Source organism: Paraburkholderia phytofirmans, from assembly GCF_046028095.1.
Taxonomy (GTDB): domain Bacteria; phylum Pseudomonadota; class Gammaproteobacteria; order Burkholderiales; family Burkholderiaceae; genus Paraburkholderia; species Paraburkholderia phytofirmans_A.
On sequence record NZ_JAQQDJ010000008.1, the window covers coordinates 92,013 to 112,315 of the forward strand.

At 60.4% G+C, this 20,303-nt stretch carries 17 protein-coding genes; 9 read left to right on the forward strand and 8 right to left on the reverse strand.

From position 1 onward, the window contains the following. Positions 1-17: 17 nt before the first annotated feature. From PQR54_RS22350 to PQR54_RS22370, 5 genes are all read right to left on the reverse strand, one after another. Complete coding sequence (locus PQR54_RS22350; RefSeq protein WP_408249914.1) at positions 18-1,271, reverse strand: ABC transporter permease; 1,254 nt, start codon at positions 1,269-1,271, stop codon at positions 18-20. A 37-nt stretch (positions 1,272-1,308) separates the two neighbouring features. Further along, positions 1,309-2,364, reverse strand: coding sequence for an ABC transporter substrate-binding protein (locus PQR54_RS22355; RefSeq protein WP_408249426.1), 1,056 nt, complete (start codon positions 2,362-2,364; stop codon positions 1,309-1,311). 1 nt (position 2,365) lies between these two features. Next, complete coding sequence (locus PQR54_RS22360; RefSeq protein WP_408249428.1) at positions 2,366-3,547, reverse strand: ABC transporter ATP-binding protein; 1,182 nt, start codon at positions 3,545-3,547, stop codon at positions 2,366-2,368. A 32-nt stretch (positions 3,548-3,579) separates the two neighbouring features. After that, a complete protein-coding gene (locus tag PQR54_RS22365; protein WP_408249430.1) occupies positions 3,580-4,743 on the reverse strand; it encodes an SRPBCC family protein in 1,164 nt (387 codons plus the stop codon). 182 nt (positions 4,744-4,925) lie between these two features. Beyond that, positions 4,926-5,852, reverse strand: a complete 927-nt coding sequence (locus PQR54_RS22370; RefSeq protein WP_106313663.1) for a LysR family transcriptional regulator — start codon at positions 5,850-5,852, stop codon at positions 4,926-4,928. Positions 5,853-6,129: 277 nt separating this feature from the next. On the opposite strand from PQR54_RS22370, the gene PQR54_RS22375 reads away from it, so the two are divergent. The 7 genes from PQR54_RS22375 (at position 6,130) to PQR54_RS22405 (ending at position 14,491) form a co-directional block, all read left to right on the forward strand. Next, positions 6,130-7,479, forward strand: a complete 1,350-nt coding sequence (locus tag PQR54_RS22375) for a flavin-containing monooxygenase (RefSeq protein WP_408249432.1) — start codon at positions 6,130-6,132, stop codon at positions 7,477-7,479. A 54-nt stretch (positions 7,480-7,533) separates the two neighbouring features. Then, positions 7,534-7,971, forward strand: coding sequence for a RidA family protein (locus PQR54_RS22380; RefSeq protein WP_106285539.1), 438 nt, complete (start codon positions 7,534-7,536; stop codon positions 7,969-7,971). A gap of 10 nt (positions 7,972-7,981) precedes the next feature. Beyond that, complete coding sequence (locus PQR54_RS22385) at positions 7,982-8,659, forward strand: DUF1028 domain-containing protein (protein WP_408249434.1); 678 nt, start codon at positions 7,982-7,984, stop codon at positions 8,657-8,659. Continuing rightward, a complete protein-coding gene (argE, locus tag PQR54_RS22390; RefSeq protein WP_408249436.1) occupies positions 8,652-9,815 on the forward strand; it encodes an acetylornithine deacetylase in 1,164 nt (387 codons plus the stop codon). Before PQR54_RS22385 ends, argE begins: the two co-directional genes overlap by 8 nt. A gap of 70 nt (positions 9,816-9,885) precedes the next feature. Beyond that, positions 9,886-11,340: a purine-cytosine permease family protein gene (locus PQR54_RS22395; RefSeq protein WP_408249438.1), complete on the forward strand. Its 1,455-nt coding sequence runs from the start codon at positions 9,886-9,888 to the stop codon at positions 11,338-11,340. Positions 11,341-11,944: 604 nt separating this feature from the next. Further along, positions 11,945-13,249 (forward strand): MFS transporter, encoded by a 1,305-nt coding sequence (locus PQR54_RS22400; protein ID WP_408249440.1) that lies wholly within the window; start codon positions 11,945-11,947, stop codon positions 13,247-13,249. Between the two features lie 69 nt (positions 13,250-13,318). Next, a complete protein-coding gene (locus PQR54_RS22405) occupies positions 13,319-14,491 on the forward strand; it encodes a thiolase family protein (RefSeq protein ID WP_408249442.1) in 1,173 nt (390 codons plus the stop codon). 72 nt (positions 14,492-14,563) lie between these two features. Here the strand turns inward: PQR54_RS22405 and gcvA are convergent, their stop codons facing one another. The 3 genes from gcvA to PQR54_RS22420 all read right to left on the reverse strand — a co-directional run bounded on the left by gcvA (position 14,564) and on the right by PQR54_RS22420 (position 18,323). After that, entirely contained in the window at positions 14,564-15,463 is a 900-nt protein-coding gene (gene gcvA, locus PQR54_RS22410) for a transcriptional regulator GcvA (RefSeq protein ID WP_408249444.1), read from the reverse strand. Between the two features lie 356 nt (positions 15,464-15,819). Continuing rightward, on the reverse strand, positions 15,820-16,245 hold the full coding sequence (locus tag PQR54_RS22415; protein WP_408249445.1) for an ester cyclase: 426 nt from the start codon (positions 16,243-16,245) through the stop codon (positions 15,820-15,822). Between the two features lie 2 nt (positions 16,246-16,247). Further along, positions 16,248-18,323, reverse strand: coding sequence for a CaiB/BaiF CoA-transferase family protein (locus PQR54_RS22420; RefSeq protein WP_408249447.1), 2,076 nt, complete (start codon positions 18,321-18,323; stop codon positions 16,248-16,250). 349 nt (positions 18,324-18,672) lie between these two features. Here PQR54_RS22420 and PQR54_RS22425 point away from each other — a divergent pair, with 349 nt between their 5' ends. Further along, the gene (locus PQR54_RS22425) at positions 18,673-19,440 is read left to right on the forward strand and encodes an SDR family NAD(P)-dependent oxidoreductase (RefSeq protein WP_408249916.1); all 768 of its coding nucleotides are present in this window, start codon (positions 18,673-18,675) and stop codon (positions 19,438-19,440) included. A gap of 10 nt (positions 19,441-19,450) precedes the next feature. Further along, complete coding sequence (locus tag PQR54_RS22430) at positions 19,451-20,254, forward strand: enoyl-CoA hydratase/isomerase family protein (RefSeq protein ID WP_408249449.1); 804 nt, start codon at positions 19,451-19,453, stop codon at positions 20,252-20,254. The last annotated feature ends 49 nt before the right edge of the window (positions 20,255-20,303 follow it).

A 20,303-nucleotide genomic window follows, 5' to 3' on the forward strand; every position in this document is an offset into this window, starting at 1 on the left:
TGGTCGTGTCAGCGTGTTTAACCGAAGCGCAGGCGGTCGATGCCGACGATGCGGTTGAACAGGAAATAGAAAATCGCCGTGAAGATCACGAGATACGCCGAGAGCGCACCGGCGAGGCCCCAGTTGAGTTGCGTGTTGGTCTGTATCGCGATGAGCTGGCTGATCATCTCGTCGCCGGCGCCGCCGAGCAGCGCGGGTGTGATGTAGTAGCCGAGCGCGAGCACGAACACGAGGAAGCAGCCCGCTCCCACGCCGGGCAGCGTCTGCGGAATGTAGATCCGCACGAACGCGGTGAACGGGTGCGCGCCGAGCGATTGCGCGGCCCTAACGTACACGGGCGATACGCTCTTCATTACCGAATAGATTGCGAGAATCATGTACGGCAGGAGCACATGCGTCATGCCGATGAGCACGCCCGCGCGGTTGAAGACGAGCGGCAATGGATGGGTGGTGAGACCGAGACCCATCAGCAGGCTGTTGATGACGCCGCCCGGTTGCAGCAAAACGTACCACGCGGTCGTGCGCACGAGCAGCGAGGTCCAGAACGGTACGATCACGAAGAGCATCAGGTGGTTGCTGCTTTTCGCGGGCAGGTTCGCGAGCAGCCATGCGACAGGATAGCCGAGCAGGAGGCACAGCAGCGTGACCGTGGCGCTGATCGAGATCGTGCGCACGAATGCCTGCCGATACACCGATGCGTTGTCCGGCACGGACGCGACCGCTCCTTGCGGTGTCACATGCGCATCGACGGCCGCGAGCAGATAGTCGGGCGTCGGCGACGAGGCGGCGCGCTTCAGCAGGCGCCAGATTTCCGGCGAATCCCAGCGTGGGTCGAGTTCGATGAGCGCCGGTTTCCACGCAGGCGGTGCATCGGCGGGCAACTGACGCGCGGTGCGCATCAACAGGCTGCGGAACTCGGCCTGATCGAAGTTCAGCCGCCGCGCGACCGTGCCGAGCTGGCCGCTTTGCTGCGCTTCCCTGAGCCCCGCGGCGAGCAGGGCGAACATCTGCTCGTCCGGCACGCCGCGCCCGTCCCAGGCATCGAGCGCACGCGTGAGCGTGGGCATGCTGTCGGGCACTTCGTGGTTCTGTACGCTGCGCGCGAGCAGGAGCGCGATCGGCGCGATGAACGTCGACAGCAGAAACACGATCAGCGGCAGCGCGAGCAACAGCGCCTGCACCGATGCGCGGCGGCGCGCCTTTTCAAACGACGCGCGGCCGTCGGCTCTCGTCGGAGAGCCCGGGGCCGTGGCGCGGGCCGAAGCGGGCATGTGAGTAGTCAAGTCGGGCTCTCGTCGGACGGTTGTGTTACTGCGTCAGCCACACCTGGAAGCGCTTGTTGATCTGGTCCGCGTTGTCGGCCCAGAAGTTCGCGTTGATCTGCAAGGCGCGCTTGAAGTTGTCGGGCGCGGTCGGCAGATCGGCGAGGCGCTGCTTGTCGATCAGCGCGATCGCGTCCTTGCGCGGCGGCGCATAGGCGATGTACTTCGACAGATCCGCATACGCCTTCGGCTGTGAAGCGGAGGCGATGAACTTCGCGGCGGCGTCGGCGTGCTTCGCGCCGGTCGGAACGGCCCACCAGTCGAAGTCGTAGACCTGTGCGTCCCATACGGTCTTGAACGGCTTGTTGTCCTTCTTCGCGGCGTCGGAAATGCGGCCGTTGTAGGCCTGCGTCATCACGACCGCGCCGTCCGCGAGCAACTGCGGCGCCTGGGCGCCCGACTCCCACCACACGATGTTCGGCTTGATCGTGTCGAGCTTCTTGAACGCGCGATCCACGCCGGCGGGCGTGCCGAGCACTTTGTAGACATCCTTGGGATCGACGCCGTCCGCAATCAACGCCCATTCCATCGTGACCTTCGGCGATTTGCGCAGGCCGCGCTTGCCCGGGAATTTCTGCAGATCGAAGAAGTCGTTGACGGTGGTCGGGGCGGTCTTGAGCTTGCTCGCGTCGTACGCGTAGACCGTGGACCAGACCATGCTCGCCACCGCGCAATCGCTGATCGTGCCGGGGATGAAGTCGCTCGTCTTGCCGATCGTCTTCTTGTCGAACTTCTGCAGGAGGCCTTCGTCGCAGGCGGTGATCGCATCGTTCGTTTCGAGGTCGATCAGGTCCCACGTGGTGTTCTTCGCCTGCTCCATCGCGGAGAGCTTCGCGAGGCCGCCGTCGTACGATTCGGTCGAGAAGCCGATGCCGGTGGCCTGGGTGAACGGTTCGAAATAGGCCTTCTTGGCCGCCGCTTCGTATGCACCGCCGAAGGTCACGACGGAAAGCGTCTCCGCTGCCTGGGTGGTTACGGTGGTCAAAGCGGCTGCGGCGAGTACTGCGAGTGCGACGTTTTGTGTTTTGATGAGAGTGCGCATTTTAGTTGGCTCCTGCAGGTGCGGTCGTGATGATGGAGGGTGAGAGCGGGGTGGATGCGGGGATCACGGGCGCGCTACGCGGCACGCTCATCGCGAGAATCTTGCAGTCGTCGTGGCGCCATGCAACTTCGATTTCGCTGCCGGGCGATGGCAGCGCATGGCGCTGCGTATTGGGCACTTTCACGACGAAGGAATCGCGCGAACCGAGCGCGAGATGCACGCGGTGATGATCGCCGCAATACACCAGTTCCTGGACATGTGCGCGCACCACGTTGCTGTGTTCGTCGACTTGCGCGCCTTCGGCGCTCGGGATATGCGCGCGCTCGGGGCGCAGCGCAAGCATCGCTTCGTCGCCGGCGCGCAGGCCGGGTTCGCTGCGGCCGCGAATGACGCTGCCGTCCGACAGCGCGAGCGTCGCCCAGTCCTCGCCCACACTGACCACGCGCCCGGTCAAACCATTGTTCTCGCCGACGAAGTTCGCGACGAAGGCGTTCTGCGCGTTCTCGTACAGTTCGCTCGGCGTGGCGGCTTGCTGGATCCGGCCGTCGGAGAACACGGCGACGCGGTCCGACATGGTCAGCGCTTCGGCCTGATCGTGCGTCACGTAGACAATCGTCAGCGACAACTCGCGATGCAGGCGCATGATTTCGTATTGCATGGTTTCGCGCAGGCGCTTGTCGAGCGCGCCGAGCGGCTCGTCCATCAGCACGACGCTCGGCTCGAACACGAGCGCGCGCGCGAGCGCCACGCGCTGCTGCTGTCCGCCGGAGAGTTGCGCGGGACGCCGGTTCGCCAGATGCGGCAGCTCGATCATTTCGAGCGCGCGCTGCACGCGCTTTTTCTGCTCGGCACGGCTCACGCGCCGCACGGAGAGCGGAAACGCAACGTTCTCCGCAATCGTCAGATGGGGAAAGAGCGCGTAGTTCTGAAACACCATGCCGATATCACGCTGATGCGGCGGCTTGTCGTCGAGCCGACGGCCGTCGAGGCGAATCTCGCCGTGCGTGGGCGATTCAAATCCCGCGAGCATCATGAGCGTGGTCGTCTTGCCCGAGCCGGACGGGCCGAGCAGCGACAGGAATTCTCCCTTGCGCACGTCGAGGTTCAAGTCGTCGACGACGTATTGGGCGCCGTCGTACGATTTGCTCACGCCCGAGAACGAAATGAAGGAAGGGTTTGACATCGTGATCGCGTCCTGTCGATGGTGCGTCGTAATCAATGCGTGCCGGTCTGCGCCGTGCCGATCTTGCCGGCGATATAGCGCGCGAAATCATAGTTGGGACGTTCGAGATGGCTCAGGTGACCGGGCTTCGCGAGCGGCGCATGCACGCCGCGAAACACGGCTTCCACGCCGCGCTTGTCTTCCGCGTTCACTTCGTCGAGCAGCTTCTTCAGCGTCGTCATATGCGCGTTGGCCTCGGGATCGGCGATGAACTCAGGTGCGAGCCCGCCGCCGAAGCGGATATGTACGTGCTCCACACCTTGCGGCTGCAGCACGAGATACCAGAAGTAACCCGGCGTGAGCGTGACGAGATGCGTGGGGTAGATCGCGAGCAGCGCCGTGGTCTTGCGCCAGTGTCCCGTGAGGCGCGTGTTGTCCGGATGCGCGTTGCCGATCGGCAAGGACGCTTCCTTCGTAATCCAGTGATAGTTGAAGGCGGGATAGCCCGGCGGGCATTCCATTTCCTCGAGCCGCGAATGCGGTCCTACCGTCGCGCGATGCAGCATGGGCAGGTGATAGCTTTCCATGAAGTTTTCCGCGAGGATCTTCCAGTTCGTGTTCCACACGTGCTCTTCATGGAAGGTCTCGATGTAGTCCGACATGCCGTATGCGCCGATAAGCTCGTTCAATGAAGCAAGCTGCACATGAACGGGTGGCGCGTTTTCGTCGAGCGTCACGTAGATCCAGCCTTGCCATTCTTCGCAGCGCACGTTGGGCAGCCGATAGCTTTCCTTGCAGAAACTCTCTTGCCGATCCATGAGCGGTGCGCCTTGCAGCGCGCCGTCCAGCGAATAGTTCCAGGCGTGATACGGGCAGACGATGCGGCGCACGTTGCCGCGTCCTTCGAGCAGCACCGACATGCGATGCAGGCACACGTTCGACATCGCCTTGAGTTGCATCTGTTCGTCGCGCAATACGACGACAGGTTGCGCGCCGATCCGCGCCGTCATGTAATCGCCAGGCACCTTGAGCGCACTGGCGCGGCCGACGCATTGCCATTCACGTTCGAATATAGCGCGCTCTTCCAGTGTGAGGAATTCGGGCGACGTATAGACGCCGGGCGGCATTGCATGCGCATCGCCGAATGGCCGTTCGCAACCCGCTTGCAGCTCGTCGACAAGTGCTTGCACTGCGATCGTCCTTGCCGGGTTGGCCATGGTGTCCCCTTGATTCGTCACGGTGAGAGCGCGTCAACGCGAGACTTGTACGGCTTGGCGCTCAACATGGACACCAATCTATCAAGCCAAATTGCAAGCCAAAATATTGTTTTCAGATACAAAGCAAAGCTTTTGCCTATGCAGCGTGCGTGGGCTTGAAGCAGGCAATCGCTCTTTCCTCATCATGCGTCGAAATGCAGCCTCTGGATATAGGTCTCGCAGAACGACGCGAAGCGATGCACCACCTGGCGCGGCTTCATGGTGCGCGATTGCGCGATGCCGAGCATCGTTGCATTGACGTTGTCTTTGAAACGCTTAATGACGAACTCTTCGCCATCCACGGTGCGATTCGATTTGAGCGGAAAGTTCAGCAGGCTATAGCCGAGACCGTTGGCCACCATACCGCGCACGACCTCCGGTTGCGAGGAACGGAACGCGGGCACGGGACGGCTGCCCACCGCATCGAAGAGTGCGGCGAAGTACTCGCGGCTGTGCGGCAGGTCGAGCATCACATAAGGCTCGGGCAGGAGGTCGGCGAGCGATACCTTGCGAGCGCGTGCCAGACGGTGCGTCCTCGGCAGGATCGCATAAGGCGGCAGCGAGAGCAGCGGCGTGAAGGCGATGTCTTCAGTCAGGTCGAGGCTGTAGGTAAGGGCAATGTCGAGCGAGCCGTCGTGCAGGCCGCGCAGGAGGCCGTCCTGATGCGCCTCCACCGTGCGAAACGAGATGCCCGCGTGCTCGTCGATGAAGCGGCTAATGAGTCGCGGCATCAGCGGTGGCGCGAGCGAGACCATGCAGCCGAGCGTGATGGCGCCCGTCATGCCGCCGTCCATTTCCTTCGCGGTCGTCTGCAACTCCTCCGCAAACTTCAGAAGATTGCGCGCTTGCCCGAGCAGATCGCGTCCGGCTTGCGTGAGCGACAGACCGCTCGCGTGATGCCGGATAAAGAGTTGCACGCCGAACGACACTTCGAGATCCGCGAGCGCCGTCGAGATCGACGGCTGTGAGATGTGCAGGCGTTTCGCGGCGGCAGTGAAAGACAGTACTTCCGCAGTGACCACGAAATAGCGCAACTGGCGCAACGAGTAGCGCAACGGTTGACTCTCCATCTACGACGCTCCGTGTACAGGTCTCCAATGGGCCGCATTGTGAAGCGATCAAAAAGCCTTGCATAGGTAAATCCGATGCGATGCATTTTTTAAATATATTTTTCAAATTCTGAACGGGCGCGTAGATTTTCACGAGAGACAAACAGATGAGACAAACGGACCAGGGCGGCAACGCACTGTCGGAAAGCACTGCCGGGTCCGCAACGATCGCGAGCGCTCAAAAGCCGCGATGCCGCGATCGAATCGAAATATCAGCCTTTTCTAGAAGGACACAGCCATGACAGTGGAAACAACGTCAATCGACACGCTCGTAGTCGGCGCCGGTCAGGCCGGCGTCGCCATCAGCGAACATCTGAGCAAGCTTGGCGTGCCGCATCTCGTGCTGGAACGCGACCGTATCGCCGAGCGCTGGCGCACGGGACGCTGGGATTCGCTGGTTGCCAATGGCCCCGCGTGGCACGATCGTTTTCCCAATCTCGAGTTCGCGGACTTCGACCCGAACGCATTCGCTTCGAAGGACCAGGTCGCGGATTATTTCGTCGCCTATGCGAAGAAATTCGACGCGCCGATCCGCACCGGAGTGGAAGTGAAGAAGGTCGTGCGCAATGCGGGACGGCAGGGTTTTACCGTCGAAACCTCGGAAGGCACGATCGAGGCCGATCGTGTGGTGGTCGCAACCGGGCCTTTCCAGCGCGCGGTCATTCCACCCATCGCGCCGCAAGATCGGAGTCTTACGCAGATTCATTCCGCCGACTATCGCAATCCCGCTCAATTGCCCGAAGGCGGCGTGCTGGTGGTAGGCGCGGGATCGTCGGGCGTGCAGATCGCGGACGAGTTGCAACGCGCGGGCAAGCGCGTCTATCTGTCGGTCGGCGCGCACGATCGTCCGCCGCGCGCCTATCGCGGCCGCGACTTTTGCTGGTGGCTCGGCGTGCTCGGCGAATGGGATGCAGAAGTCATGAAGCCGGGCAGGGAGCACGTCACGATTGCGGTGAGCGGTGCGCGTGGCGGCCATACGGTGGACTTCCGGCGGCTCGCGAATCAGGGCATCACGCTCGTGGGTCTGACGAAATCATTCGATGACGGCGTGGTGAGCTTGGAAGCGGATCTCGCGGAGAACATCGCGCGCGGCGACGAAAACTATCTGTCGCTGCTCGACGCCGCCGACGCCTACGCCGAGCGCAACGGTCTCGATCTTCCCGAAGAACCCGAAGCGCGCGTCATTCCTGCGGATCCGGAATGCGTCACGCACCCGTTGCACGATCTCGATCTGGCGAAGGCCGGCGTGACGTCGATTGTCTGGGCGACCGGGTATGCCGTCGATTTCAGCTGGTTGAACGTCGACGCGTTCGATGAAAAGGGTAAGCCGAAACATCAGCGTGGCGTATCGAAAGAGCCTGGCATTTATTTCCTCGGTCTGCCCTGGCTGTCGCGCCGTGGCTCCGCCTTCATCTGGGGCGTGTGGCACGACGCGAAGCACATTGCCGATCACATCGTCACGCAGCGCAAATACGCCGCTTATTACGGCGACGCGCAACAGCAGGCACAGAGCCACGGCGAGGAAAGCGTTGAAAACACCTCCACCGGTTCACGCGTCCACAAAGTCAGCGAGATGGGCGTGAGTTGATGCGTACACCTCTCTAGTCCGCGATCCATTTCTTCCTAACATTCAGGTGCATTGATGAACCAGCCTACGCATACCCGTATCCGCATGTTCAACACGAAGGACACGTATCCGAACCAGACGCTCGACAACGATCTTTGCCAGGCCGTGCGCGCCGGCAACACGGTCTATGTGCGCGGTCAGGTGGGTACGGATTTCGACGGCCGCCTGGTCGGCATCGGCGATCCGCGCGCCCAGGCCGAGCAGGCGATGAAGAACGTCAAACAGTTGCTGGAAGAAGCGGGCAGCGACCTGTCTCACATCGTCAAGACGACGACGTTCCTGACTGACGTCCGCTATCGCGAGCCGGTCTATCAGGAAGTCGGCAAGTGGTTGAAGGGCGTGTTTCCTATTTCGACCGGCCTGGTGGTGGTCGCGTTGGGTCAGCCGCAGTGGTTGATGGAGATCGACGTTGTCGCGGTGATTCCGGACGGGTGGACGCCGCCGCAAGCCTAAGGAGCGGGACATGACATTCTCAATCGTCGGACGTTGCCCCGAAACCGGGCAGCTTGGAATCGCGATCAGTTCGTCCAGCATCGCGGTGGGCGCTCGGTGCCCATGGGTGCGCGCAGGCGTGGGGGCAGTGGCGACGCAAAACATCACGCTGCCCGCGCTAGGGCCGCAGATTCTCGACCTTCTGGAGCACGAGCAGATCGATCCCACCGCGGCATTGGAACGCGTGCGCGGCGCGAGCGAGTGGAGCGAGTACCGCCAGGTTACCGTGATCGATGCGCAGGGCCGCACGGCGTTCTATAGCGGCAAGCAAGCGCTGGGCACGTATCACGCCGTCGCCGGCAAGCAATGTGTGGCGGCGGGCAATATGCTCGCGGGCGTCGAAGTGATCGAAGCCATGCTTCCGGCATTTGAGCAGGCAACTGGCAGGCTTGCCGATCGACTGCTCGCGGGCATGCATGCCGCGATGGCCGCCGGCGGCGAAGCTGGACCCGTGCATTCGGCGGCGCTCAAGATCGTGGGCGACGTGAGCTGGCCGATCGTCGATTTGCGGGTCGATTGGGCGGATGACGATCCCATAGGCCAGCTCGACGGCCTGTGGCAAGTGTACCGGCCGCAGATGCAGGACTACCTGACCCGGGCGTTGAATCCGACCGCCGCGCCGAGCTACGGAGTGCCCGGCAATGAATGACCGCTCCAGCCGCGCGCTGCTCGAACGGCTGATCGGCTTCGCCACGGTCAGCCGCGACTCCAATCTCGACATGATCGAATTCATTCGACGTTACCTCGATGAACTCGGTGTCGAGAGCGAGCTGTTCTACAACGCCGAGCGCACCAAGGCGAATCTGTTCGCGACCATCGGTCCGCGCGAACGCGGCGGCATCGTGCTGTCCGGCCATACCGACGTGGTGCCCGTCGATGGCCAGGCATGGACCGTCGATCCGTTCCGTCTCACTGAGCGTGACGGGCGGTTATATGGCCGCGGCACGGCCGACATGAAGGGATATATCGCTTCGGTGCTGGCGGCGGTGCCCGGGTTGCGCGAGCGCGAATTGAAACTGCCGGTGCACCTCGCTTTTTCGTACGACGAAGAAGTCGGATGCCTCGGGGTGCGGCCGATGCTGGCGGAATTGGCGCAGCGTGCGCACAAGCCGGCGCTGTGCCTGATCGGCGAGCCGACTGAACTTAAGCCGGTGCTGGGGCATAAGGGCAAGCTGGCAATGCGCTGTCAGGTGAAAGGCGCGCCTTGCCATTCGGCTTATGCGCCCTATGGCGTCAACGCCATTCAATACGCGGCGCGGATGATCGGCCGTCTGGAAGAGATCGGCGAGCGGCTGGCGCAGCCCGAACATCACGACGAGCGCTTCGATCCGCCGTTCTCGACCGTGCAGACGGGTGTGATCAATGGCGGTCGTGCGCTCAACATCGTGCCGGCCGAATGTGAGTTCGACTTCGAAGTGCGCGCGCTGCCTGGCTTCGACGCAAACCGGGTAGCGGATGAATTGGAGACCTATGCCGCGGCTGAGTTGCTACCGAAGATGCGCGCGGTGAAGTCCGATACCGACATCCGCTTTCAATCGCTGTCCGCCTATCCGGGATTGGCCACCTCTCCCGACAGCGAAGCGGCGCGCCTTCTGGCGCTGATCAGCGGCTCTACTGAGTACGGCACGGTCGCATTCGGCACCGAGGGCGGCCTCTTCGATGAAGCGGGCATTCCAACCGTGGTCTGCGGACCCGGCAGCATGGACCAAGGGCATAAGCCGGACGAATTCGTCACCGTGGCGCAATTGCGCGACTGCGATGCGATGCTGGCTCGGCTGGCGGACTACGTTTCGGCCGCGTCCTGAGACGTGTACATCGAGGACACGTGGGACTGGAGTAAGGCGCTAAAGCGCCAACTCCGGTCGACCGCTGTGCATGGGACATAAACAGAAGGAGACGAACTTGAATACTTCGGAACACAATGCTCCGGCATTGATCGAAAAACACACCATTGGTTATGTGCCGCCCGAAGATCGCCATGGCAAGGTGCGCGATCTGTTCACGCTATGGTTCGGCGGCAACATCGCTCCGTTGCCCATTGTCACCGGCGCGCTCGGCGTGCAGATCTTCCACTTGAATTTGCTGTGGGGCATCGTGGCGATCGTCGTCGGTCAGGCCGTTGGCGGCGTGCTGATGGCGTTGCATTCGGCGCAGGGTCCGCAAATGGGCATCCCGCAGATGATCCAGAGCCGCGCGCAGTTCGGGTCATGGGGCGCGCTGCTGGTCACCGTGATCGCAGGCGTGATGTACGTGGGTTTTTTCGCGTCCAATATCGTGCTCGCCGGGAAGTCTCTTCATGGCATCGAAAAGGGTATTCCGGTTCCGGTCGGCATCGTGATCGGCGCGCTGGGCTCGGGGCTGATCGGGATCATCGGTTACCGGATCATCCATATCCTGAATCGCATCGGGACCTGGGTGCTTGGGATCGGCATCGTCATCGGATTCGGCTATATCCTCACGCATATCGCGACGGATGACTTTCTGACGCGCGGCGGATTCAACATCGCCGGCTGGCTCGCGACCGTTTCGCTGTCGGCGCTCTGGCAAATCGCTTTCGCGCCGTACGTGTCCGACTATTCGCGCTATCTGCCGGAGAACGTGCGTGTTGCGTCGACGTTCTGGGCGACCTACCTCGGCTGCACGATCGGCTCGACGCTCGCGTTCGTCTTCGGCGCGGTAGCCGTGCTCGCGGTGGCGCCCGGAGCCGATGCGATGGACGCCGTCAAGCAGGCCACCGGACCGCTCGGGCTGCCGATGCTCGTCCTCTTCCTGCTGAGCGTGATCAGCCATAACGCGCTGAACCTGTACGGCGCGGTACTCGCGGCCATCACGTCGCTGCAGACCTTCGCCTATCGCTGGATTCCCACGGCGAAAGCGCGGGCCGTGCTGTCGATCGCGATTCTGCTCGCGTGCTGCTATGGAGCGATCGGCGCGTCGACGAATTTCGTCGGCAATCTGGTCGATCTCGTGCTTGCGTTGCTGGTCGTGCTGGTGCCGTGGACTGCGATCAATCTGATCGACTTCTATGTGATCCACAAGGGCAAATACGACATCCAGTCGATCTTCCAGGTGGACGGCGGCATCTACGGCCGCTTCAACCCGCAGGCGCTGATCGCCTATGGGATCGGCATCGTCGTGCAGATTCCGTTTATGAACACGCCGATGTATGCGGGTCCGGTGCCGAAGTATCTCGACGGTGCGGACCTCTCGTGGGTTATCGGACTGCTTCTGACGTCGCCGCTGTATTACTGGCTCGCCTCGCGCGATACGGACTATCGGCGCAGACAAACGGCTGCCGGTGTCACGGGTTGTGCGGCGAGACAGTCGTGACTGTTGGTGTTCCTGCGCGTCGGAGAGGCGATACAGGTGAAAAAGGTCCTCTTCGACGCTTAGTTCATGCTTTTGAGTGCGCTGTTGATCGCGAGCGATCAGGATCCGCAACCCGCGCGGCGGGCAGCGGAGTTCATGGACGTGACTGACTTAAGCGAAAGAAGATCGCCTTATCTTTGATGAATGCGAGTCGCACTGTCTTGCTCCCAGCGACTACCAGCACATCCCCGGCGACCCTCGAAGTCTATCCATCGGAGCGTCGGCGCTCACATGCCGACGACGCATCGAATCGGCGCGATAGACCAGACTGCCCCCCAACCGAGCGCGTTGGCCGCCATGGCACCACCTGATTTCTGCTGCCCTCGCTGCACCAGAAAAAATCAATCCAACCAGCAAGAAAAGTAGTTTGCGTCGCAATCGCAGGCAAACCTACGATGCCTACGTGTGCCAGGTCGACAGGACGGCGTCGGCAGGAACTCCGGCAATGACGGCCTGAGCTGCTGAATACGCTCGCCACTAACCCAGGCGTGGCGAGTGGAGCAGCCACTTGCATGATCCGGCGACTAGCAACGCGCTTTGCCAATAAGGATTGATGGAGACAGATATGAATACCGCCTTGTCCGACGCTATCGTAGAAGCTTCGGTCCCGTTCACGCGCGAACAGAAGAAAGCGATTGCTGCCGCAACTCTGGGCACGATCGTCGAGTTTGCCGACTGGATCATCTATGCAACCTTCGCCTCGCTGTTTTCGCGGCATTTCTTTCCAGCCCACAACGAAAAGGTCTCGCTGCTCTCTGCCTTCGCGGTATTTGCAGTCGGATTTATCATGCGGCCAATCGGTGGCGCGGTTCTGGGCGCTTATGCTGATCGTCACGGAAGAAAGAATGGTCTTGCTCTCTCAGTTGCATTGATGGCCGCGAGTTCCCTCGTGATTGCAGTCTGTCCGGGATACGCGGCGATTGGAATGGTGGCGCCGATTATTCTTGTTGTCGCACGACTGGTGCAGGGATTCGCCGCCGGCGGGGAATTCGGTTCCGCGTCCACCTTTCTCATAGAGTCCTCCGCCCCCTCACGACGCGGATTTACCGGCTCCTGGCAACACTTTGCGGTGAACGCTGGCGTTCTTGTCGCGGCGATGATCGGCTACGTGCTTACATCGTCTATCAGCGAGCAAAGCATGGCAAGTTGGGGGTGGCGACTTGCGTTCGCGATCGCCGGTCTGATGGGATTCGTGGCGCTGTGGGTGCGTCTATCCGTTTCAGAAACCGAAGCGTTCAGGAAAACAGCTGTCGGCCATGGAAATCGGCGCAATCCGTTCATCGTGCTGGTGGGCGAACATCGTCGAGCCGCGTTGCGTGTGGTCGGTATCGCCATGGCAGGGAACCTGTCTGTTTATCTTTGGCTTGTCCTGTTTCCAACCTTCGTCCATATGCGGACCGGTCTGCCGCTGCGCGACGGCTTCAGCGCCAGTGTTATTTCAATCGTGATTTCGCTCTTTGCGATTCCGTTTCTTGGAAAGCTCTCTGACCGAATTGGCCGCAGGCCTGTTCTGATTGCGTTTGCCGGCGGTTCCGCCGTGTTCGCGTGGCCGAGTCTGCATTTTCTCGCGAATGATTTCTGGACCGACACGGTCATTGTGACGATCGGCATGTTGCTTTCATCAGGCTTTACCGCTACTTGCGCAGCGGTGATGGCCGAGCAGTTTCCGGCGGAGATCCGCGCGACTGGCGTCGCGTTGCCTTATGCGATCTCAGCGACTCTTTTTGGTGGAACGCTTCCGTACATCGTCACCGCCATGTCGAACGCGGGCTTTTCGGATTACATATGGGTCTACATCGCGCTCGTTTGTGCAGTCGGACTCTGCGTATACGCGGTAATGCCCGAGACGAAAGGAAAGGTGCTGGATTGATGCGTGAGTAATACGGGTGCCTCGGAGTGAGTGCTTCCCGGAACATTTCTGGAATTGATGGAGAGAGAGATGCGTAAGGTCGTTATTGGCGGTATCGGTATGACGCAGTTTGGTAAATTTATCGAGCGGAATCTGAAGTCACTATCGGAGGAAGCAGTCGGTCTCGCGCTCAAAGACGCGCGAGTGACGGCCGAAGACGTAGAGCGGATTTTTTTCGGCAACGCGGCGGCAGGCGTTATTACTGGTCAGGAGATGATTCGCGCGCAATCGTCGCTGCGCAATACGGGGCTCGACGGCAAGCCGATGTATAACGTCGAGAATGCCTGTGCATCCGGTAGCTCGGCCCTTAATCTGGCGTGGCTCTCAGTGGCCTCCGGACAATCCGAAACGGCGCTGGTGGTCGGTACGGAGAAACTCACTCATGAAGACAAGGCCGTCTCATTCGGCGCATTCGCGAAGGCCGTCGATCTCGAGGAACCGCTGCCCGAAGGTGTGACAGCCGGTACCGGCTCGCTCTTCATGGATCTTTATGCCGCCAAGGCTCGTAAATGGATGGAAAGGACCGGTGCGGAGGCGAGCGACTTCGCGCGGGTGGTGGTGAAAAGCCGTCGCGCCGGGTCCCATAACCCGCTCGCGCAATTCCGCAAGGAAACGACAATCGAGGAAGTCCTGCAGAGTCGCATGGTCAGCAATCCACTCACTCTGTTCATGTGCTCCTCGATTGGCGATGGAGCAGCCGCACTCTTCATTTGTTCGGAAGATTATGCGAAGAAGCACGACATTCGTCCTGTCTACATTCGCGCAAGTACGATCGTGTCCGCGAAAGCCGATGGGTCAGGTGAGCTCGTTGCAGTGCGAGCGGCGAGAGCGGCCTACGAAGAAGCGGGAATCGGGCCGTCCGATGTCCATGTGGTCGAACTTCACGACGCGTCGGCGCCGGCCGAATTGATCCATTACGAAAATCTCGGCCTCTGTCCCCCGGGCGATGCAGCCAAACTCATCCGTTCAGGTGACACCGATATTGGTGGCCGCATCTCAGTCAATCCGAGCGGCGGCCTTCTTTCCCGCGGTCATCCGCTCGGGGCGACAGGCGTTGCGCAGATCGTTGAATTAACCCAGCAGCTTCGAGGAACGGCGGGCGCCCGCCAGCGTCCGGGCGCCAAAGTGGCACTCGCCGAGAACAACGGCGGTCAACTGGCGGGTGATTCAGCCGTCGCTCTCGTAACGATCCTCTCGGCTTAATGGCGAGACGTGCTGTACCGTACGTCTCGACCCCGATGGTTGTCGGTGCGGGCAGTCAGAGTGGCGGGCAGATCAGGTCTGCCCGCCACCCACCGAGAGAAGCCACTCGCGGAACGCAGTAAATTCGGGTGACGAGATGCGGCTCTTGGGATAGACAAGATAGTAGGTGAACGCACCTTCATCGAGAACAAAAGAGAAGGGCATCACGAGCCGGCCGGAATCCAGATCTTCTGTGATCAGAACACGCTGTGCTATCGCGACGCCATGCCCTTGCGTTGCCGCGAAATACGCGAGGATCGAACTCTCATAACTCAGACCGCCGAGGGGATTGACGCCTTTTACGCCCGCGGCATCGAGCCACTTTGCCCAATCTTCCCGGCGAGCGAGCGAGTGAAGCAAAGGTACGGTGCGCAGAGCCTCCGGCGTCGCGTCCGTCAAGTCCGGATGAGCGTGCAAGAATTCCGGACTGCACACAGGGACCAGTTCGTTCGGCACGAGCCGATCAAAGCCAATGTCCGATGATGGCGCGTGGGACAAGCGTATCGCAGCGTCCACATCGTCGATGTTGAAATCGACCGCGTGAAGCGACGTTGTCAGAATCACTTCAATATCCGGGTGTTGAAGATGGAACGACGAAAGGCGAGGGATGAGCCAATTCCTCGAAAATGTGGTGTACGCGCGGATTTTGAGGTGCCGCCTGCGACGGCTCTCGGTCAGATTGACGGTCGCAGTGCGCATCGACTCGAAGGCGCGAGCGATGTCCACGAGATAGCGTTCGCCCATAGGCGTTAGCGTTATCGATCGATGTCCCCGGTCAAACAGCGTCACCTCGAGCTGATCTTCGAGCAACTTGATGTGGCGGCTCACGGCGGCGGGGGTGACATGCAATTCCTCCGCGGCCAGTTGCACGCTGAGGAGTCGACCCGCGGCTTCGAAAGCTCGCAGAGCATTGAGAGACGGAAGCGTTCGCATGACGAAATGTTACCACGTACCCACGGTGGTCGATTCGCCGAACTCTGCGTTGCGAGGTCCGCGCGACATCGATACGCTGGCTGCAGCCGCGGCGAAAAACGCTTACGCGACGCAGTAGGCGGAAGTATGCGAGGAGTTGTGGGTAGCGCGACAAATTTCGTTGCCAAAGGTCAGAAAGAGAGCCGTGAACGGCACCGCGAATTCCTGCGAAGTCGCGCGGATTTGCGAAGCGTTCACCCGTTGTTGACTTCATTCGATGGCGCGGCGCCAGGACAGGGCGAAGTGGCTGCTTCGCCTCGATCTGGTTGCTGAATCAGAGGACACTCGAACGTCGATAGTTCGACGCAGATCCGGCCTCAAGCAATGGACTTTTTTGCGGCGAGGCTCCGAAACACTTCCAACGCGCTTCGCTCTACCCAGTTGTGCCTCAGCAAGCCGTCCTCACCAACGTGCAGGACTGCAGTCCCCGTCATGTCAATCGGCGACCCGCAAGATTCAGAACCCATAAAACCTTTGTTCTTTCCCGAGACACGCCAGCGAGTCACCACTCGGTCGCCCGGCTCGTTCTGGAAGGTCTCGATGACATTGAATTCAAAGTCGTCAATGCTCGACAGGAAAGCTGCCACCCACTTTTTGAACGCTTCGCGCGATCTGATATCCACACCGCCAGACGTCACGTTGAAGTCTTCTGAGACCAGATGGTCGGCGGCGTTTGGATTACGCAACTGCCACACTTCACGCCAGAATTTCTCGGCGATTTGAATTGAATCTCGCTTTGCCACTTTCAACTCTCCTGCGTATTGGTGATAGAAATTTCGTTTGTCGATTCAGGCTTTTCAGTGGACTGCACCATCACGCGTTCGGGGCGTCCAGGAACGGTACGAACTTTTGCCGGCGTGCGGGACAGCCTATATGGCGTTTTGACGAGCGGCCAGAATGCCCCATCGTTGTCCCAGCCGACACTCAATACGTCCGCTAGAAAATCCGCGTCGTCCATTACCTCGTCCATACGAACCACCGGTACGGATGCGATACCCAGTGACTCAAGTTTTGCTATCAGAAGGTCGCGATTCATCGCTTCATATTGAGCGTCGGTTGCCTGGCTGCGAATCACTTCGATTTCCACGGAATTCTTTGCCTCCACTGATACATATCCGTCCGAACAGGCAATTGTCATGCCTTTCGAAACAGGATTGCCGGCAGCAAAGAGACAGCTCCATGCCGCCACGTCCTGCATGGATACTTCTACGAATCTCCCGCTTCCTTCGGCCGGTTCGACGAGTTCGGCGACGATCGCAAGGAGGGCCGCCTGGCCGCCGAGAATATCGGCTGACGATGCGCCTGCTTTTACCGGAGAGCCGTTACCATCGCGTGTGAGATCCATCAGGCCGCTCATTGCCTGGATGACCGTATCAAACGCAGGTCGCGTCGGATAGGCGGACTCGATTCCAAACCCCGAGATCGAGCAGTAGATCAAGGCAGGATTAATCTCTTTCAAAGCGGACCGATCCAGGCCAAGTCTGGCTAGCGCTCCCGGACGAAGGTTTTCGACGAGAACATCGCTGGTGGCGAGCAACGCCTCGAGATAGCGCAGGTGAGATGCCTGCTTCAGATCCAGCGAGATGCTTTTCTTGTCGGTGTTGTTGAGGGCAAAGAAATAGCTCAGCCCGTCTTGTCCGGGAGACCAGTTCCTCGCGACTTCCCCCTCTAGCGGCTCGACTTTGATCACCTCCGCACCGAGCGCCGCAAGATGTTTCCCGACGAGCGGCGCGGTGGTGTATTGGCCAATCTCGATCACGCGGACGCCCGCCAATGCGCCGGTTGGGCTCGGGCCTTGTCGCGCTTCGATTCCTGCGATGCAACCGAGAGATTTTGCGGTCAACCGTCGCGGAGTTCCGGTGCCATGAGCGTGAAGCTCGCCGTCGTGCAGCAGAGGGAATATCCGGAACGGCGTAATGGCCGCATACGTGTCCTTCCCGACTCCACCCGCCAGAATCTGTGCGGCGGCCACCTGATGCCGGAGCTTGAAATTCGGCTCTTCATGGAGCGACGATATAGGAACGATGGGCCCTGCTGCCACGCCGATTTCCTCGCACAGGGCGCAGCACTGATCGGTAGTCAATCCGGAAGACCAGGCTTCAATAAACGGATCGAGCGAATCTACGTTGCGGACCCTTTCATTCAAGGTCGCGAAGCGATTGTCGTCGAGCGCCGGTTGATTGATCGTGTCTTTCAGTTTTTGCCACTGGGCTTCGGTGCTGGTACAGATCAGAACCCAGCCGTCGAGTGTCCGATACGCGTTCCACGGGGCGCACGCAGGGTGCCGGTTTCCGACACGTTCAACGCTGCTGCGAGTGAACGCTTTCGGCAGAAAGGTGGTCAGTGCGCTGCACGCGCAAGCGAATAGGGAAACGTCGATGTTCTGTGCAAACCCTTGCATGCGAAGAACTCGCAATGCAGCCGCTATGGCCGCCGCAGCGTACAACGCTGCGGAGATTTCGGTGAACGGGATACCGATGCTCACCGGTTCCCGGCTATTGAAGCCCGTCGTGTCCATCAGACCCGTGATCGCCTGGATCTGCTCATCCGTCCAGCGGCGCCCAATTCGCGCACTCTGGGGACCCATAGCGGATATATCGCAGACGATCAGGTTGCCGGAAGCCTTTAGACTCGATATCTCCGCGCGCGCTGAAAAACTGGCCGTATCAGACGAGACGATTACCACGTCGTACCCTGAGAACGAAGGCGATGAGTCCGGGTCTGCAACATGCACTTGCGCGCGTGCATGTCCAAGCAGACTCGCACTCAATTCGACTGCGCTGCGTGAGCCCCACGCGAGAATTCTCATTCCGTCCAACATTCAAGTCTCCCAAACGTTCGGTGTCTATTCATTGACCGATGACAGGATTGATCGCGTGGCAGCTATACACGCCGCACCCTGATTCAACGATATGGCAACCAGTGGGGCGCTACAACCGACATTTCCTGCTGTCTGGATTGACTTTTGATGAACTGAATGACGAGTGATGGCAACGCGCGTGGACTAGCTAAGCGAAAGTCAATCGAACTCGACGAAAAAGTGATTTGCCCGCCAAACAACGGGGCAATAGCATCTATCGCAGTCGGTTATTCTTTAACCGGAGTGGCCCGAGCGCTCGCCAGCATTCATGGCGGCCGTGTTCATTCATTTCTTCGCGTGCGTAAACATCATGAACTTATCTGAAACGGGTCGCGACGCCGAAGTCGCAATCATCACCGGCGCTGCCAAGGGCATTGGCTTCGGTATTGCGTCGGCTTTGGCGCAGAAAGGTCGACGGATCGTCTTGTTCGACCTGGACCGCGACAGCCTCGAGGAGGCCACGACAACCCTGTCGCGCGCGGGGGCCGACGTCCTGGGCATGCCGGTGGACGTAACGAGCAGCGAATCCGTGAACCGGGCAGTGGATGCGGTCGCCGAACGACTGGGCCGGCTGGATGTTCTGGTGAACAACGCCGGCATCGTGAAAGACAAACGTATCACCAAGATGAGCGACGACGAGTGGGATTCCGTCATCAACGTCAATCTGAAATCGCAGTTTCTGTGTTGCCGGGCGGCTTTGAAACATATGGTTCCGGCCAACTATGGCCGTATCGTCAATATTTCATCGCGGGCATGGCTGGGTGGCGCGGGGCAATCGAACTACTCGGCGGCCAAGGGTGGCGTGGTAAGCCTCACGAGAAGTCTCGCGCTTGAATGGGCGAGTGCCGGCATTACGGTGAATGCCGTTGCTCCGGGAATCGTGAACACGCCACTGTTTCGCAAGTTCGACGTCGAACTGCAGGAACGGTTGAAGAAATCGGTTCCGGTCCAGCGCATTGGAACGCCCGACGATATCGCCCAGGCGGTTCTGTTTTTCGCGCAAAAGGAATCGTCGTATATCACGGGACAGACGCTCTATGTCTGCGGTGGGCGATCGCTGTCCTCGCCGAGCGTTTGAGGAGCCAGTCATGACCATCCATTACTCAGTTTCGGATCAGATTGCGACGGTTACCCTGGATCGTCCGGAGGCACTGAACGCACTCGATCTGGAGAGCCTGCAGGAACTCCGCGCCGTTCTGGCGGAGGCTCGAGATGACGAAGATGTGCGCGTCATTATCCTGACCGGCGCCGGGCGTAAATCGTTCTGCGTGGGCGCGGACTTGAAAAACACGCTGCCGCCTTCGACCAATTTCGGTTCGTCGTTCGTCAAATCCATCGATCGCGCCGCTGCTGAAGGCGTGTACGTCCGCCTGATCGAACTCGGTTCGCTGCGAATCTTCAAGCCAATGATTGCCGCCGTCAACGGCTATTGTCTGGGCGGAGGCCTTGAGCTGGCCCTTCAGTGCGACCTGCGCATTGCTGCCACCCATGCTGTGCTCGGCCTGCCTGAAGCCGTGGTGGGCAGCATTCCGGCCGTCTGCGGCATTCAGGCGCTTCAGAAAGCGGTTCCTTCCGCCGTCGCAATGAAAATGCTGCTGACCGGTGGCAAGGTCGACGCAGCATACGCCGAACGTGTTGGGCTGGTGTCGGACGTGGTTGAGCCTGAATTCCTGATGAATAAAGCTTTGGAACTGGCAAGGATCATCGCGGGTAACGGGCCGCTCGCCGTTCAGATGATCAAGAAGGTTGCCGAAACCAGCAGCAACGTGCCCCTGACTCAGGCTCTGGAATTCACCGAGTTGGCGTGGGGCGCAATGCGGGAATCGGAAGACCGTGTCGAAGGGCGCCGGGCTTTCGCGGAAAAGCGCAAGCCGCAGTTCAAGGGTCGCTGAACCAGTGCAGAGGGCGCAGTGCCGGAGGCCAGCGCAGACGCTTGGGCGT